Here is a 15446-nt window from a genome sequence, read left to right as displayed (position 1 = left end):
ATGCGCATGTTCCCCCGACTGATCGCGGCATCGACCGCGGCGGCCGCCGCGCTGGTGGCGCTCGCTATTCCGGCGTCCGCCCACGTGCGCGTGACCACGGATAACACTGCCCGCGGTGGCTACGCGACGCTGGAGTTCTCCGTTCCCAACGAGTCCCAGAGCAAGGCGCTGACCACGGCATTGACCGTCCAGCTGCCGGATGTCGGTTCGGCAAGCACCGAGCTGCTGCCGGGCTGGACCAGCACCGTGGATCGAGACGCCGCTAAGGGCACGGTCAGATCGGTGACATGGAAGGCCGTCCCGGGCAACGGGATTGGGCCCGACCAGTTCGCGTTGTTCCGGGTGCGCGTCAAGCTCCCCGATACCGAGTCGGTGGCCTTCCCCGCGACACAGACCTATGCCGACGGTCAGGTCGTCACATGGGATCAGCAGGCCCAGCCCGGCGGCGCCGAGCCGGAGCACCCCGCACCCATACTCGACCTGACGCAAAGCAAGGCCGACCACGACGGACACTCGGCGCACGCCCCGCAGGTGTCGGCAACTCATGATTCCGCGCAGAGCGCGGCACATCCGGACAAGACGGCCCGCTGGTTCGGCGGCATCGGTCTGATCCTCGGTGCCGTCGCGCTCGTGCTTGCGGTGGCAAATCGGCGGAGGCAACAGTGATGACGGTTCTACGCAAGTCGGTGTCGGTGTTCTTGTCGGCCTTCATCGTGTTGGCGCTGGGCCTGGCGGTGCCGGGCGTGGCGGCGGCACACGCCGTCAAGGTGTCCTCCGATCCTGCCGAAAATTCCGTGCTATCCGGATCTCCCGCCCAGGTCAGTGCCACTTTCAACGAACCACTGCAGAAGCGTTTTTCCGCGATGACGATCATCGGGCCAGACGCCAAGACCGACCAGTGGCAGGTCGGCGATCCGGTGGTGTCCGGTGCGACGATCTCGGTCGGGATGAAACCGGGAGCACCGGCCGGCAAGTACGCGGTGAACTTTCGGGTGATCTCCGAGGACGGCCATCCGGTCGACGGATCCTGGCAGTTCACCATCACCGGCTCCGGTGCACCCGCCTCCGCGGGCGCGCCGGCGATGTCGCAGCAGCCGTCGGGCACGAATTCTTCCGCTCCGGCACCTTCGGCGAATCCGACCGATGGCGACCTGCCTATGTGGCCATTTGTGGTGGCTGTGGTGGTCTCCGTAGGTGCGGCACTCATCTGGACTCAGCGTCGTCAGTCCTAACCAGGGAGGGGGCCACTGGCCTTTTTCCGGTGTGACGGCATGATGGACAACGGCGGGGCGGCAGAGATTCGGGTGTAAGCCGCCCATCGTGGCCGCGAGCGCGCCACGAACACCCAGGACGACCGAAACTTGCGAAGGAGCAGGCGCATGGCGGACCAGGACAATTCGGCTAACGAGCCCAACCAGACACCGGAGAAGCCCGCTGGCGGCGAGGCATCAAAGCCCGCGACACCGGCTCGCCCCGCGAAGGCCGCGAAACGTCCCGCAGCCAAGCGCGCGCCCGCCAAACGGCCCGCCGGCTCGTCGGCACCCCCGAAGTCGGGTCCCAAGTCCGAACCCGGGTCCGGCGCAGCCCCAGCCCCGAAGCCGCCCGCCACACCGGAGAAGCCCGCCGAGGCACCAGCATCGGCAGCGCCGGCATCCGAGGCCCCCAAGCCCGCCGCCCCACCGGTACCGAAACCTGCGCCAGCGGCGGCACCCGCGCCGACCCCTGAGCCCGTTGTCGAGGCCCCCAAACCAGTGGCGCCCGCACCGGCGCCCACGCCAGAACCTGCCCAGCCCGACCTCGCGGCAGCTGCCCGGGAGGCCGCCGCACAGGCGAAATCGGCGGTCGATTCGGCGCCGCCACCGATTCCCGGCCCGGCACCTGAAGTGGGCCGGCAATCACCGAACCTGAAAATCGCATTCGGTGCCGCGTTCGCGATTTTCGTCGTGTTGCTGCTTCGGCGCCGGCGTCGCCGCGAGGACTCCGTCGAACTGGACTGATCGGATCCGGTGCCGCCGTCACGAGATAAGGGCTTGACCCTCACGTCACGGGAGGCCGCACAGTGTCGAACGTGAACGAAGACACAAGTGGACCCAACCTGGTGACGGTGGGTCGGGTATCCGATCTGACCGGCCTCTCGGTCCGGGCACTGCACCACTATGACGAGATCGGTCTCGTGGTGCCCAGTGCCCGCACCCAGGCCGGCTACCGCGGATACACCGATACCGATATCGAGCGGCTCCATATGGTGCTGCTCTATCGCGAGGTGGGATTTTGCCTCGAGCAGATAGCGTCCCTGCTCGACGATCCGGACATCGATATGCACGCACACCTGCAGCGCCAGCGTGTACTGCTACTGGACCGAATCGACCGCTTGCACCACATGGTCGCGGCAGTGGAGAACATGATGAACGCTCGCCAGAGCGGTATTCGGCTGTCCGTCGAGGAGCAGATCGAAATCTTCGGCACCACCGGATTCGGAGACGAATACGCCGACGAGGCGCAGCAGCGCTGGGGTGACACCACGGCCTGGAAACAGAGCCGGGCGAGAGCCGCCCAGTACACCAAGGCGGACTGGATCCGGATCAAGGCCGAGGCTGATCAACTGCTCGCCGACCTCGCAGCCGCGAAACGCCAGGGCGTGCGACCCGGATCAGAGCAGGCCAACGCGCTAGCGAAGGCACACCGGCGGAGTATCGAGGCGCACTACGACTGCACTCCACAGATGCAGCTGTGCCTCACCGAAATGTACGTCGCTGACGATCGATTCCGGGCGTACTACGACGGCGCCGAGCCGGGTCTGGCGCAATGGCTGCGAGATGTCGTGATTGCCTATGCACCAGACCCGGCAGCGGAGCCCGACGAATAGGCTTGGGGTATGACGACAGCACCGATCACGCCCCGCCCGACCGCCGACCTGGGAGATGAGCTCGGCATCGACATGGCCAGTTGCGATCTTCAGCTCGCGCAGTTCGGCGCGCGGCCGGTATTCGCCGGGGTCATCACCACGGTGCGCTGCCACCATGACAACGCTCTATTGAAATCCATTCTCTCAGAGCCTAGTTCGGGTGGCGTGCTGGTGATCGACGGTGGCGGATCGCCGCATTGCGCGCTGGTCGGCGACATCATCGCGGGGATCGCCGTCGACAGCGGGTGGTCGGGTCTGGTGATCAACGGAGTGGTTCGGGACAGCGCCGAGCTGGCCACCATGGACATCGGCATCAAGGCCCTCGGTACCAACCCGCGAAAGGGCAGCAAGACCGGCGCAGGGGAGCGCGATGTCGTCGTCAGCTTCGGCGGCATCGACTTCACGCCGGGGGCGATCTGTTACGCCGACCACGACGGCGTAGTCGTGGTTCCGGCCTGATGTCGGTGCGGAGGCTGGCCGAGGCGCTGCGGGGGGCACCCGTACCGCTGGCCGCGGTCGACATGGACGCGGTGCGGACCAACGCCGCGTCGCTGGTCGCCGCCGCCTCCGGTCTACCCATCAGGGTGGCCAGCAAGTCGATACGCAGTACCGCACTGATTCGAAAGTTTTTGGAGATACCAGGCTTTCGAGGGGTGCTCGCCTTCACCCCCGCAGAGGCCGTGCATCTCGCCGACGCTGGCGTGGACGATCTACTGATCGCCTACCCCAGTGTCGACCGGGGGGCCCTGGCCACGGCGGCCCGGCATCGCTCAGTCATCCGCCCCTTAATCGACTCCGCCGATCACGTGGATCTGCTCGCGGCGATCTCGCAAGAGACCAACGCGCCGATCCCGGTGTGCCTGGATATCGATGCCGGGTGGCGTCCCCTCAACGGTCCGGTGCACCTGGGGCCCAAGCGATCACCGGTGCACACCCCCGAGCAGGCGGCCGCTCTCACCGATCTGGTGTGCGCCACCCCCGGACTGCGGCTGGCGGCTGTGATGGCCTACGACGGGCAGATCGCCGGCGTGGGCGACATCGTCCCGGGAAACCCGTGGTACCAGTTGGCGGTTCGCGGCATGCAGGCGTCCTCGCTGCGCGATCTCGGCCAGCGTCTCCCCCGGGTGCTGGACGCGGTCACCGCGCGGCTGCGTGCCGCCGGGGCACCACCGCTCGAGCTGGTGAACTCCGGAGGTACCGGCAGCCTGGCGCGCATCGCGGGACTGGGATTCGCCACCGAATTGGCAGCCGGGTCGGGCTTCTTCGCTCCGGCTCTCTTCGACAACTACCGCAGTCTGCGGCTAGATCCAGCCGCCGCGTTCGCGTTGCCCGTGGTGCGCAAACCAGCACCCGAGCTGGCCACGGTACTGGGCGGCGGGTACATAGCCAGTGGCCCCGCCGGGGCAAGTCGCGTGCCGGCGCCCTCGTGGCCCAGGGGTTTGTCCTTTGACCCATCCGAAGGCGCCGGGGAGGTTCAGACGCCGTTGCGCGGCGCGCGGGAGCTGAAGATCGGCGATGTGGTGTGGTTCCGGCACGCCAAGGCCGGCGAGCTCTGTGAACACTTCACCGAACTGCAGCTCATCGAGGACGCTCAGCATGCGGGATCGGTGTCCACCTATCGCGGCGAGGGAATGATGTTCCTGTGAGCGAGTGGCACAACTGGAGTGGTCAAACATCTTGTGCACCAGGACTAGTGGTTCGCCCACGGTCCGAGGAGGAGCTGGCGTTCGCCCTCAGGCGCTCTGCCGGGCGGACGGTACGGCCGGTCGGCTCGTCGCATTCCTTCACCGAGCTGTGTGTCACCGACGGCGTGCAGGTGGACATCTCGGAACTGCGGCAACTGATATCAGTGGACGAGCAAGACCGGGTGCGGGTGCAGGCCGGTATCACCCTGCATGATCTGAATCGCAGGTTATTGCGGCACGGATTGGCCCTGCCGAACCTCGGCGATATCGACGCCCAGACACTCGCCGGGGCCGCTGCTACCGGAACACACGGGACGGGCCTGCGGTACGGCAACATCTCGCAGACCATCGTTTCGATGCGAATCATGACTGCCGACGGCACTACTCACGAGATCGCCGCTGGCGATGAGTTGCGCGCCGCACGGATCTCATTGGGTGCGCTGGGCGTGGTCACCGAGTTCACCCTGCAATGCGTTCCGGCCTTCCGACTGCACCGCCGCCAGTCCGTGCACGATCTGGACACCGTGCTGGCCGATCTGCCCACGTTGCTCGCCGATACCGATCACCTTGAGCTGTACCTCTTTCCGCACACGCGAAAGGTCTTGTTGCTACAGTCGGCACGCACCGAGGAGAACCCCTGGCCTCGCCATCCAGTGCGGCATTGGGTGGAGCGCGATCTGGTGGAGAACGGCGCGCTCGGCGCGCTGATGTGGATGGCCGGGCGTGTGCCGGCTGCCGCCCCGTACATATCGAAATTCGTTGCCAATCTTGCTGGTTCCAATGAGTCACAGGATGAGAGTGCTGCGGTGTTCGCGAGCCCCCGCAAGGTGAAGTTCACCGAGATGGAGTACTCGCTTCCCCTGGAGAATGCCCGCGATGCCATCCAGACTGCCCTGTCCACCATTGAGCAGAACCGTCATCGGGTGGCCTTTCCGTTGGAGGTCCGCTTCACCCAGGCTGATGACGCACTACTGGCACCGGCCCATGGCCGCGAAAGCGTCTACCTCGCAGTGCATCAGACGATTCACGGTCCGTGGGAGTCGTACTTCCACGATCTCGAACCCATCCTGATCGGGCTGGGTGGCCGCCCACACTGGGGTAAGCGGCACACCCTCACCGCCGCGCAGCTGAGCGAGCGCTACCCGGAATGGCAGACATTCCAAGAGGTCCGCGCCCGGTTCGACCCCGAGGGCGTGTTCAGCGGTGAATACCTGGATAGGCTCCTCGGCCCGGTCAGCCCCTGAACCAGGGCGGCGGTGTCGGGGCGAGAGCACCGTCAGACTCACCTACCGCGCGAGATGTCCCGGGGGTGTCGCTGTCCCAGACGAAATCGGCGGTCCAGTCAGCATCGGACTGCCGTTCGTCCGGAGCAGGCGCATCCCCAACGGCGGAGGGCCGGTTGTGTCGTCCCACGATGCACTCCATCCCATGACCACCGTGATCATCTGGTTACGTAATGTACCCAAATATGGGTGAGGCGCGCGAGGCCCGCGATTCAAGCCCTGGCACGCTGCGGTGCTACCCGTGGCCACTCCAGCGTGGGGCTCGACGTTCGGTAAACGCACGCGGGCCCTCGGCCGCATCCGGCGAGCCCATCAGCCGCAGGTGATCGCTCGTCTCCCGCGCCGCAACCTCGGCGGGCGACATCCCCGTCATCTGTGCGTCCCATAACAGCCGTTTGGTCCGCGCCGCGGACTGCGGCGCGACATTGGCCGCGATATCGCGAGCCATCTCCAGCGCGGCGGCGAGCACCCGTTCGGCGGGCAGACTTCTGTTGGCCAGACCCGTCTCGACGGCCCTGCGGGCCGAGAATGTCGCACCGGTGAGCAGCAGTTCGGCCGCCACCGCCGTACCCACCAACCGCGGTAACGTCCAGTGCGCCATGGCATCCGGCGCTACTCCGAACCTTACCTGAGGTATCGCATAGCGACCTTCCTCGGCGAGGATGCGGATGTCGGCGTGTAGTGCCAGTGTCATCCCGATACCGACGGCATGCCCGTTCACCGCGGCGATCACGGGAGTGCTCAGCTCGAAGGCGGCCGGCCGCACCGGTGACGCCGAAAAGTCAGCATTGTCCGGGGCGGCGAAAGTCTCCGCACCCACCGAGATCTGAGCCCCACTGCAGAATGCCGGCGCCGTGCCCGTCAGTACGATGACACGCACGGCCTGGTCGTCATCGAGCCGCCGATAGGCCGCGCCCAGCGCACGACCCACTTCGGCCGTGAATGCGTTGCGCGTCGCCGGGCCGTGCAGGGTCAGCGTCGCCACCCCATCGGCGATGTCGGTCAAGAGCTCGGTCAGGTCATCACCCCGCAGCAGGTCATGGCCCGACCGTACCTCGGCGTCGCGAGACCGGATTCTCCTGGTGCGCGGAGCCGAGCGCATAGACTCAACGGTCGTGGCCAAACGATTGACTCGCTCTGAGGCTCAGGCTCAGACAAAGGCCCGCCTCGTGGAGTCCGCGACTCAGCTTTACTTGCAGCAGGGTTTTGCGGTGACGTCGAACGAACAGGTGGCCGAAGATGCCGGCTACAGCCGTGGCGCCGTGTACTCAAACTTCCCGAGTAAAGAAGCCTTGGCGCTGGAGGTCATCGACCGCCACTCCGAACAAGTTCTGGAAAACTACCGGCAAGCGCTTGGTGAAGCTTCTTCAGAGAATCGCCTCGAGAAATTTCAGGACTGGATTGAGCAATCACTCAGTGACACCGGCTGGGCACTGCTGAAGATCGAGCTCGCCCTGGTAGCCCGCCATAATTCGACGCTGAACGAGGAACTCGCGGCCCGCGACAAGACCATGCTGGACCACGTTGCCGGCGCAATAGCGCAGCTCGACGGCGATCTCCAACTTTCCGAGGCGAGCGTGCAGGACCTCGCCCGCCTGTGCGTCGCGGTCGGGCAGGGAGTGGCCATCGACAGCATCAAAGACCCCACGTCGACTACCGACTGGACCGAACGACTCCTGGCCGCCGTGCAACGGCTGCTGCCCATGCGGCCGATGCTTCCCATGCTGATCGCCGCGAGTGCGAATCAGGCTGCACCCGAACAGGAATAGTGTCCGCGATGCTTCGGCCACGACGCGGAACGGCCGGGCGTCGACAAGCAACACCCGGCCGTTCCGCAGCAATGGTCTAGCCGTTAACGGCCACCGGTGCGGTCTCGGCCGCGGCCTTCTTCCTGCCGAAGCGCATGCCCTCGGCGATCCGGCTACGCCGCATCATCCCGACGTCATAGGCGTAGTTCTGCTTCAAACGCCACGGGTGCTTGTTGCCCTGCTTGGGCAGTTCTTCCAGCGCGCGCAGCACATACCCTGGGGTGAAGTCCATGAACGGCTGCTTCTCGAGCGTCTCGTCGGCGAGCTCGGGAACCGCCGTGACATAACCGTTCTCGTCCATGTAGTTCAGCAGCCGGCCGACATACTCGGACACGAGATCCGCCTTGAGCGTCCACGAGGCGTTGGTGTACCCGATGGTGAACGCCATGTTCGGGATGCCAGTGAGCATCGCACCCTTGTACACGGTCTGCGCGGGCAGATCCACGGGCACACCATCTACCGTCGGGATGACGCCGCTGAAGAACTTCAGGTTCAAACCCGTCGCGGTGATGATGATGTCGGCGTCGAGATGCTTGCCCGACTTGAGCTTGATGCCCGTCTCGTCGAACGTCTCGATGTGATCGGTGACGATGTCGGCCTTGCCCTTGCGGATCGTCTTGTACAGGTCGCCGTTGGGCACCACGCAGAGACGCTCGTCCCACGGGTTGTATTTGGGGCCGAAGTGGGTCTTGTAGTCATAGCCCTTGGGCAGCTGAAGTTTGGCCTGCTGCATGATGATCCGCCGCGCAGCCTTCGGGAACTTGCGGCTGGCCTGGTAGCTGAAGATCAGCTGGCCGATGTTGATCCACCGCGCGATCGGGTAGGCGACCTTGGGCGGCAATATCTTCCGCAGGCCGTTGATGATCGGGTTCTCGTTCGGCAGCGACAGGATGTAAGTGGGTGAACGCTGCAGCATCGTGATGTGTCCGACATCGGGCGCCATCGCCGGAACCAGGGTCACCGCGGTGGCGCCGGAGCCGATCACCACGACCTTCTTGCCCTTGTAGTCGAGGTCCTCGGGCCAGTGCTGCGGGTGGATCACGGTGCCCTTGAAGTCGGCGACGCCCGGGAACTCCGGCGAGTAACCCTGGTCGTAGTCGTAGTAGCCGCTGCAGCAGAACAGGAAGGAGCAGGTGTACTCGGCGGTCTTACCATCAAGATCCACCTGAACGGTCCACTGCTGAGTCTCGGTGGACCACGCCGCCCCGACGACCTTGTGCCGATACCGGACGTGTCCGTCAATGCCGGAATTGGCCGCGGTCTTGTGCACGTAGTCGAGGATGGAGGGACCATCCGCCAGGGTGCGGCTATCGTTCCACGGTGAGAAGCGGAAGCCCAGCGTGTACATGTCCGAATCGGACCGGATACCTGGGTACTTGAAGAGATTCCAGGTGCCGCCCATATCGTCGCGGGCCTCAAGCACCGCATAGGTCTTGGACGGGCAGCGGTTCTGAATGTGCCAGGCCGCGCTGATGCCGGAGATACCGGCGCCGACGATGAGCACGTCAAAATGTTCGGACATGCCGCGATGCTACCGCTTACGGATCGGGGAGAAAAGTAAAGTTAGACCCTTGCGGTCGCACTCACACTGTGCCGAGGACGCCGCAGGTCAGGGCCCTCCGGCACTGGTGAAGACGTACTCGGACCAGTCCGGACGCCGGACGGCGTGCCAGTACTCGGGCAATCGCCAGGGGCTGACAGTGTGTATCTCGCCGTCCGCGTTCTTGAAGTAGGAGTGCTCGACGGCAGGGTGTGACCACACCATCTTCTTGATCTGGTCCTGCGTGCGCTGATGCCACTCGGCCGCCGCCCGTGGCTTCGGCTCCATCGCCAGGGTGCTGTCGGTCGCCAGGTGTTCCAGGCATTGCGTGACGTATCGCATCTGCAGTTCGGACTGGAAGATCAGGCTCCCACCCGTGGGCCAGGTGCGTTCCCGGGCCGTAGAGGATGAAAAAATTGGGGAACCCCGGAACGGTGATGCCGCGATGCGCGTACGGCCGTTCCCCCCACATGCTGCGCAGCTCGACGCCGCCGCGTCCCGTGATCCGCATCGGCCACAACACCTCGGTGGCCCGAAATCCCGTGGCGTACACGATCACATCGGCGGGGTAGACCGCACCGTCCCCGGTGACGACGCCGTCCGGCTCGATTCGGTCAATCGGTGTGCGTACCAGCGCGACATTGCCGCGCCGGAGGGTTCGTAACCAGCTGCCGTTGTCCTGGAGCGTGCGCTTACCCGTAGCCGGGTAGTCGGGCAACACCTGAGCAAGCAGTTGCTCGTCACCCTCGACCTGGCGGGTTATCCAGTCGGTGAACATCATTCGTGCGGCGGCGTTGATCCCGCTCACCGCGTAATCCTGGTCGGGGTAGTCGGGATCGATCTCGGCAGCATCCAGCCCCTTGTCCGCACCGGGCCACATGAGCAAGAACCGGTACCAGCGCCCGTAGAACGGCAGATGCTTCATGGCCCACCGCACTCCGTCCTCAACGTGGTCGTGGTACATGGCATTGGGGAACATCCATTGCGGGGTGCGCTGGAAGACGGTCAGGTGCTCTACGGTCTCGGCGATGGCGGGCGCGATCTGGAATCCGCTGGCGCCAGCTCCGATGAGAGCCACACGCTTCCCGGCCAGATCTACGGAGCCGTCCCACCGCGCGGAGTGAAAGGCAGAGCCCGCGAAGGTCCCGGCACCGTCGAAGTGCGGGATGCTGGGACGGTTGAGCTGACCCACCGCGCTGATGACCGCTCGAGCCGCAAGCTCCTGTATCGCACCCTCTTTCGTACGTACGCGGATGTTCCAGTGCCCGTGTTGCTCATCCCAGCTCGCCGACTCGACCTCGGACTCCCATCGCACATGCTCACCGAGACCGCGCCTGTCGACAACCTCCTGAAAGTAGTCGCGCAGCTCGGGCTGTTGGGCGAAGTAGTGACTCCAACAGTCACTCGGCTCGAAGCTGTAGCAGTAGAAGTGATTCGCGACGTCCACACGAGCACCCGGGTATGTGTTCTCCCACCAGGTTCCGCCGGGGCCTGCGTTCTTTTCGACAATGGTGAATGGGATGTTGGCCTGCGCGAGCCTGATTCCGGCCAAGATCCCCGACTCACCGCAACCGATCACGACGACGGGCAAGCTGTCCGTCTGCTCCGAATCCAGCGGCGTGGCGCGTCGCGGATCGACGCCCTCCAGATCGAGCTCCTCCAGAACCAACGACCGGTAGTGTTCGGGAACCTCTTCACAGGCCGTCCAATTCATCATCTCCCGCACGATGCCGGCATCCAATGGCTCCGGCTCCGGGCATCCCCGATCGCGATAGTCCACGAGCACCGCGAGCGCCACCTGCCGGGCCCTCGCCTTGTCCTCCTCGGACATGAAGCCCTGGACTTCGTTGAGGAAGGTGGCCGCCTGCTTGAACTCCCGGATGTACCGCGGATCGCCGGTGATATGCACCAGTGACAGCAGCAGCGTCGGGATGCTCACATCCTCCAGGGCAGCGGCGATCTCCCGCCTAGAGGTGGAAAAGGGTTGCCCAGCGTAGCGGTTGCGCACGATGTCTACCCGAGGTAACTCGCAGGCAGGGAAACGACACCGTTGATCCACCCCGACCTGAACCGGATGGGCTCACCGGTCGGCATCAGATCCGGCAGCCTGTCCGCCACGGCGTCGAACATAATGCCGATCTCCAGCCGGGCGAGGTTGGCGCCGAGGCAGTAGTGAATTCCGTGACCACCGAAGGCGAGGTGCGGGTTGGGGTCACGCTCGATGTTGAAGGTGAACGGGTCGTCGAACACCTCCTCGTCGAAGTTGGCCGACGCGTAGAACATTCCCACGCGCTGACTCTTCCGGATCCGCACACCTCCGAGATCGACATCCTGCAGCGCAGTGCGCTGGAAGGCGATGATGGGGCTGGCCCAGCGGATGATCTCGTCGGCGGTGGTCTGCGGGCGCCGTTCCCGGTACAGCTCCCATTGCGCGGGGTTGTCGGCGAAGGCCAACACGCCGTGTGTGATGGCGTTGCGTGAGGTCTCGTTGCCCGCGACCATGAGCTGGATGACGAAGTAGGCGAACTCCAGTGGGGTGAGCGGGCGATCGTCGTACGCGCCCTGAACGAGGCCGGTGAGGATGTCATCGCGCGGATTCAGTTGCCGCTCTTCGGCCATCGCGTAGGCGTAGCCCAACATGGAGACAGTGGCGGTGGTGGCGGTATCTTTCCCGATGGCCGGGTCGTCGTAGGCGAACATCTGGTTGGTCCAGTCCAGCACCTGCTGACGATCCGATTCGGGGATGCCCACCAGGTCCGCGATGGCATGCATGGGCAGCACCGAGGCGATATCGGACACGAAATTACCGCTGGACTTTTCGGCGGCGGCCTCCACGATGTCCCTGGCGCGCGTGACCAATCGTTCGTGCAGTCCGTTGACGGCTTTGGGCGTAAACAGTGGCGACACGATGCGCCGCAGGACTCGATGTTTAGGCTCATCCATGTCGATGAGCAGGTTCTCGCGCTGGATGTCGAGCTGCTCGGCGGTGATGTCCTCGTTGTAGCGCACCACCGTCGTATTCACGCTGTTGGAGAACACGTCATTGAGCCGCGATACCTCCTTGACGTCAACGTGTTTGGATACCACCCAGTAGCCGTCGTCGTCGAATCCGGCCACTCCCCTGGGCTGGGCGTTCCACCAGACGGGTTGGGTCTTACGCAGGTATGCGAACTCCTCGACGGGGATGCGCTGCTGGATGAGGTCCGGGTCGGTGAAATCGAACCCGGGCACGAACGGGCATGTGGTCATCGCTTCAGATACCCCTTGTCGACGGGAATCTGAGCTCCGGTCATGACGCCGGACGCATCGCCGGCGAGCCAGGCCACCACTTCGGCGATTTCGGCGGGTTCGACAAGCCTGTCGTTGTCCACCAGCGTCTGGCTGAAGCTCTGCAGGTATGCCGGGTGCTTCTCGAACATCCGCAGCACCGACTCATCGGCCGCCAACGGCGTGTTGGTTCCGTAGGGGTGGATGGAGTTGACCCGAATCCCGTACTCCCCCAGCTCGACCGCCAGCGAATTCGTCAGCCCCACCACACCGAACTTGGCGGCCACGTAATGGCCGCAGCCCGGCATGGCCTTGATCCCCGCAGAGGAGCTCACCGTGATGATGGACCCGCCGTTGCCGGCTTCGATCATCGCGGGGACCGCCGCCTTGATGGTGTTCCACACACCGGTCAGATTGACGTCGATGACGTCGCGCCACTGATCGGCCTCGATCTCCCACAGCCGCGCCCAGCTCGCGATTCCCGCATTGGCGACCACGATGTCGAGGCGGCCGAATCGTGTGATCGCCTCATTGATCACTTTCTGCTGCCCCGTGAGGTCGCGCACGTCGACGCGCTCGGCGATGATTTCGCGACCCAGCTCCCGAACCGCCGTCACGGTCTCGTCAAAATCGTCGGCAGTGGTAGCCGGGTATTCGTTGTAGGGCGAAGGCTTGTCGCAGGTGTCGATGGCCACAATGTCCGCTCCGTCGGCGGCGAGCCGAATGGCGTGCGCGCGGCCCTGGCCGCGGCCCGCCCCGGTGATGTAGGCGACGCGCCCGGCGAGCGGCTTGTCAGGCTGATTGCTCATGAAGCACCTTTGCTTTCAGGGGGACGGGACGAAACGAATAGTCGGAGAGTGGTGAATGCTTTGAGAACCAGTTCATTTCACTCACCGTCTGGGGCCGGTAGTAGCGGGCCTCGCCCTTGGAGTTGACGAAGTAGGTGCTCAGCGGTGGCTGGCAGTCGGTGGCGTACAGGCGAATCGCCTTACCCTGACGGGCCATCCGGCGCACCCACTTGTCGAATGCCTGTTGCCTCACTTCCGCGACCTCGCGGCGGCTGCGACTGGACGCCGCGATGACACGGGCGGCGTGGCGCGCATTGGCCTCCACCATGGCGTGCCATCCCTGACCTTGATTGCCCTCGGGGCCCACCAACACCCACCGGTTAGGCAAGCCCGGTAGCGCCGAGCCGCCATAGGTCCGCATCTCGTGGTCGCGGTAATACTCGCCCAGGTCAAACCCGTTACGGCCCCGAACAGTTCCGGGCTTGTAGTGCTCCGGGTCGGTGTAGATCTCGTAGCCGGTCGCCAACACCAAGAGGTCGACATCATGATGTGTGCCGTCCCTTGTCTCGATGCCGGTTGCGGTGACGCGCACAATGGGGTTGGTCACCAGCCGCACCTTTCCGGCATCGACGGCCTGCAGGAAGTCGCTGGATAAGACGGTGCGTCGCGCCAGGATCCCATAGCCGGGCATCAGGGCGTCACGCAACGCGGGGTCTCTGACGGTGCCTGCCAGCAGCTTGCGGTACCACCGCCGCGCCATATCGTCGTAGCGGGGAATCATCCGGCGCAACAAGGGTTCCGGCAACAGCGGCAGCAGATGGAACAGCACCGCCTGTGCGGCGTCCATGGCTCCGACGATCAGCGCGTTGAGGACTGTCAGCACGAACGGCGCACTCAGCATCTGCTGGGTGCGGGCCGAGAGGTCGGGGTTGGGTTTAGGAATAATCCATGCGGGGGTGCGCTGGAATGTCGTGACCGCCGCCGCTGCGCCGGCAACAGCGGGGGCAATCTGGATGCCGCTGGAACCGGTGCCGACCACCGCGACACGCTTACCGGTGTAATCGTAGGTATGGTCCCACGCATTGGGTCGCATGGTTCTGCCGCGGAAGTCGCTGAGGCCGGGGATATCGGGCCCGGGTTTGGTGTCGATGTATCCGCCTACCGCACTGATGACGTACCGAGCCCGAATGCCCGGCTTCCCGGCTACGGTGAGCTCCCAGTGTCCGCCGTCCTCGTTCCAGCGTTCCGCGGTGACGGCGCTGCTTCCCCGAAAGTGCGTGCGCAACCCGAGTTCTTCTGCCACCGACAGGTGATAACGCTGGATTTCGGCGCCGTCGGCGAATAGCTTTTTCCACCGACCGGTTCGCGCAAAGCTCAACTGGTAGAACAGCACCGGAATGTCTACGCCCAGGCCCGGATAGGTGTTGTCACGCCAGGTGCCACCGAAATCCTCGGCACGGTCCAGGATCACGAAGTCGTCGATACCCTGTTCGCGCAGGTAGTGCGCGGCGGCGATACCGCCCGGACCGGCGCCGACAATCGCCACCTGACAGTCGATGTCGCTCATGCCAGTCCACGCAGGACGAATCGAGAGAAGTAGTCGCGCACCACGGCCGGGTCCTTCAGATTCACGGAGATGGCAGGCAGCACTTCGATGCTCATCAGCGTTCGCATGATCCATTCGGCGCCTTCGGTGGCGTCGACATCCTCACCGATCTCGCCGCGTTCCTTGGCAGCCTCGACCTGCGGCGCCCAGAACTCGACCGACCGGCGCATCAGGTCATCACCACATTCGTCGAGCACCAACTCCAACACGTTGGACACGTGCAGCGTCGGGTCCAGGCGATCGGACCACGCTCGATGGTCGCTGATGCGTACCGCCGCCTCCCCAACCTGGTCGGTCAGGGTGGTCTTGGCGCTCACCGCCCCCGCGAACAGCTCGATGAAGGCACCGGCGATGAAGCCGACGGCGACGTCGATGGCCTCTTTCTTGCCACCGAACCAGTTGTAGATGGTTCCGCGGGAGACGCCAGCCTCGTCGGCCGCGGCCGACAGGCTGAAACGTTGAATTCCGGAGCGGACCAGGGTCTGCGCAACGGCAGCGACGATCGGCTCGGGTACCTCACCGCGCGGGCCCGCTGTCTTCACAAGCTTCACGTTTGAACACTTT

14 protein-coding genes and 1 pseudogene are annotated in these 15446 nt (G+C 64.9%); 8 read left to right on the top strand and 7 right to left on the bottom strand.

Going from position 1 to position 15446, the window contains the following annotated elements:
• The 7 genes from B4394_RS13615 (at position 1) to B4394_RS13585 (ending at position 5834) form a co-directional block, all read left to right on the top strand.
• On the top strand, positions 1-666 hold the full coding sequence (locus tag B4394_RS13615) for a YcnI family copper-binding membrane protein (protein ID WP_078315318.1): 666 nt from the start codon (positions 1-3) through the stop codon (positions 664-666).
• Entirely contained in the window at positions 666-1232 is a 567-nt protein-coding gene (locus tag B4394_RS13610; RefSeq protein WP_078311401.1) for a copper resistance CopC family protein, read from the top strand. Before B4394_RS13615 ends, B4394_RS13610 begins: the two co-directional genes overlap by 1 nt.
• A 147-nt stretch (positions 1233-1379) precedes the next feature.
• Positions 1380-1997 carry a hypothetical protein gene (locus B4394_RS13605; RefSeq protein ID WP_078315317.1) on the top strand — a complete coding sequence of 206 codons (618 nt, stop codon included), beginning with the start codon at positions 1380-1382 and terminating at the stop codon, positions 1995-1997.
• 71 nt (positions 1998-2068) lie between these two features.
• Complete coding sequence (locus B4394_RS13600; protein WP_286142063.1) at positions 2069-2866, top strand: MerR family transcriptional regulator; 798 nt, start codon at positions 2069-2071, stop codon at positions 2864-2866.
• 9 nt (positions 2867-2875) lie between these two features.
• Positions 2876-3364 (top strand): ribonuclease E activity regulator RraA, encoded by a 489-nt coding sequence (rraA, locus tag B4394_RS13595; RefSeq protein ID WP_078315316.1) that lies wholly within the window; start codon positions 2876-2878, stop codon positions 3362-3364.
• Positions 3364-4551, top strand: a complete 1188-nt coding sequence (locus tag B4394_RS13590) for an amino acid deaminase/aldolase (protein WP_078315315.1) — start codon at positions 3364-3366, stop codon at positions 4549-4551. Before rraA ends, B4394_RS13590 begins: the two co-directional genes overlap by 1 nt.
• Positions 4548-5834 (top strand): D-arabinono-1,4-lactone oxidase, encoded by a 1287-nt coding sequence (locus B4394_RS13585; RefSeq protein WP_078311404.1) that lies wholly within the window; start codon positions 4548-4550, stop codon positions 5832-5834. Before B4394_RS13590 ends, B4394_RS13585 begins: the two co-directional genes overlap by 4 nt.
• Before the next feature lie 274 nt (positions 5835-6108).
• Here B4394_RS13585 and B4394_RS13575 read toward each other — a convergent pair whose 3' ends face one another.
• Complete coding sequence (locus B4394_RS13575; protein WP_078311461.1) at positions 6109-6891, bottom strand: enoyl-CoA hydratase/isomerase family protein; 783 nt, start codon at positions 6889-6891, stop codon at positions 6109-6111.
• A gap of 97 nt (positions 6892-6988) precedes the next feature.
• Here B4394_RS13575 and B4394_RS13570 point away from each other — a divergent pair, with 97 nt between their 5' ends.
• On the top strand, positions 6989-7642 hold the full coding sequence (locus B4394_RS13570; protein ID WP_170914989.1) for a TetR/AcrR family transcriptional regulator: 654 nt from the start codon (positions 6989-6991) through the stop codon (positions 7640-7642).
• Between the two features lie 76 nt (positions 7643-7718).
• Here B4394_RS13570 and B4394_RS13565 read toward each other — a convergent pair whose 3' ends face one another.
• The 6 genes and pseudogenes from B4394_RS13565 to B4394_RS13540 all read right to left on the bottom strand — a co-directional run bounded on the left by B4394_RS13565 (position 7719) and on the right by B4394_RS13540 (position 15433).
• Positions 7719-9203: a flavin-containing monooxygenase gene (locus B4394_RS13565; RefSeq protein WP_078311406.1), complete on the bottom strand. Its 1485-nt coding sequence runs from the start codon at positions 9201-9203 to the stop codon at positions 7719-7721.
• Between the two features lie 87 nt (positions 9204-9290).
• A pseudogene (locus tag B4394_RS13560) lies at positions 9291-11229 on the bottom strand (flavin-containing monooxygenase).
• A 5-nt stretch (positions 11230-11234) separates the two neighbouring features.
• Positions 11235-12470, bottom strand: coding sequence for a cytochrome P450 (locus B4394_RS13555; RefSeq protein ID WP_078311408.1), 1236 nt, complete (start codon positions 12468-12470; stop codon positions 11235-11237).
• Positions 12467-13297 carry a mycofactocin-coupled SDR family oxidoreductase gene (locus B4394_RS13550; RefSeq protein WP_078315314.1) on the bottom strand — a complete coding sequence of 277 codons (831 nt, stop codon included), beginning with the start codon at positions 13295-13297 and terminating at the stop codon, positions 12467-12469. The genes B4394_RS13555 and B4394_RS13550 overlap by 4 nt, the downstream gene beginning before the upstream one ends.
• Positions 13281-14843 (bottom strand): flavin-containing monooxygenase, encoded by a 1563-nt coding sequence (locus B4394_RS13545; protein WP_078315313.1) that lies wholly within the window; start codon positions 14841-14843, stop codon positions 13281-13283. The genes B4394_RS13550 and B4394_RS13545 overlap by 17 nt, the downstream gene beginning before the upstream one ends.
• Positions 14840-15433 (bottom strand): TetR/AcrR family transcriptional regulator, encoded by a 594-nt coding sequence (locus tag B4394_RS13540; protein WP_078315312.1) that lies wholly within the window; start codon positions 15431-15433, stop codon positions 14840-14842. Before B4394_RS13540 ends, B4394_RS13545 begins: the two co-directional genes overlap by 4 nt.
• Between the last annotated feature and the right edge of the window lie 13 nt (positions 15434-15446).

Origin of the sequence: Mycobacterium sp. D16Q16 (assembly GCF_002013745.1) — a bacterium.
Taxonomy (GTDB): Bacteria; Actinomycetota; Actinomycetes; order Mycobacteriales; family Mycobacteriaceae; genus Mycobacterium.
Note: the sequence above shows the minus strand (reverse complement) of the source record. Positions and strands in the feature narration are given on the sequence as shown.

Bases quoted from the DNA above. Each gene is read 5' to 3' on its own strand.
- B4394_RS13615 (WP_078315318.1), top strand. From the start codon at position 1: ATGCGCATGTTCCCCCGACTGATCGCGGCATCGACCGCGGCGGCCGCC.
- B4394_RS13610 (WP_078311401.1), top strand. From the start codon at position 666: ATGACGGTTCTACGCAAGTCGGTGTCGGTGTTCTTGTCGGCCTTCATC.
- B4394_RS13605 (WP_078315317.1), top strand. From the start codon at position 1,380: ATGGCGGACCAGGACAATTCGGCTAACGAGCCCAACCAGACACCGGAG.
- rraA (WP_078315316.1), top strand. From the start codon at position 2,876: ATGACGACAGCACCGATCACGCCCCGCCCGACCGCCGACCTGGGAGAT.
- B4394_RS13590 (WP_078315315.1), top strand. From the start codon at position 3,364: ATGTCGGTGCGGAGGCTGGCCGAGGCGCTGCGGGGGGCACCCGTACCG.
- B4394_RS13565 (WP_078311406.1), bottom strand. From the start codon at position 9,203: ATGTCCGAACATTTTGACGTGCTCATCGTCGGCGCCGGTATCTCCGGC.
- B4394_RS13555 (WP_078311408.1), bottom strand. From the start codon at position 12,470: ATGACCACATGCCCGTTCGTGCCCGGGTTCGATTTCACCGACCCGGAC.
- B4394_RS13550 (WP_078315314.1), bottom strand. From the start codon at position 13,297: ATGAGCAATCAGCCTGACAAGCCGCTCGCCGGGCGCGTCGCCTACATC.
- B4394_RS13545 (WP_078315313.1), bottom strand. From the start codon at position 14,843: ATGAGCGACATCGACTGTCAGGTGGCGATTGTCGGCGCCGGTCCGGGC.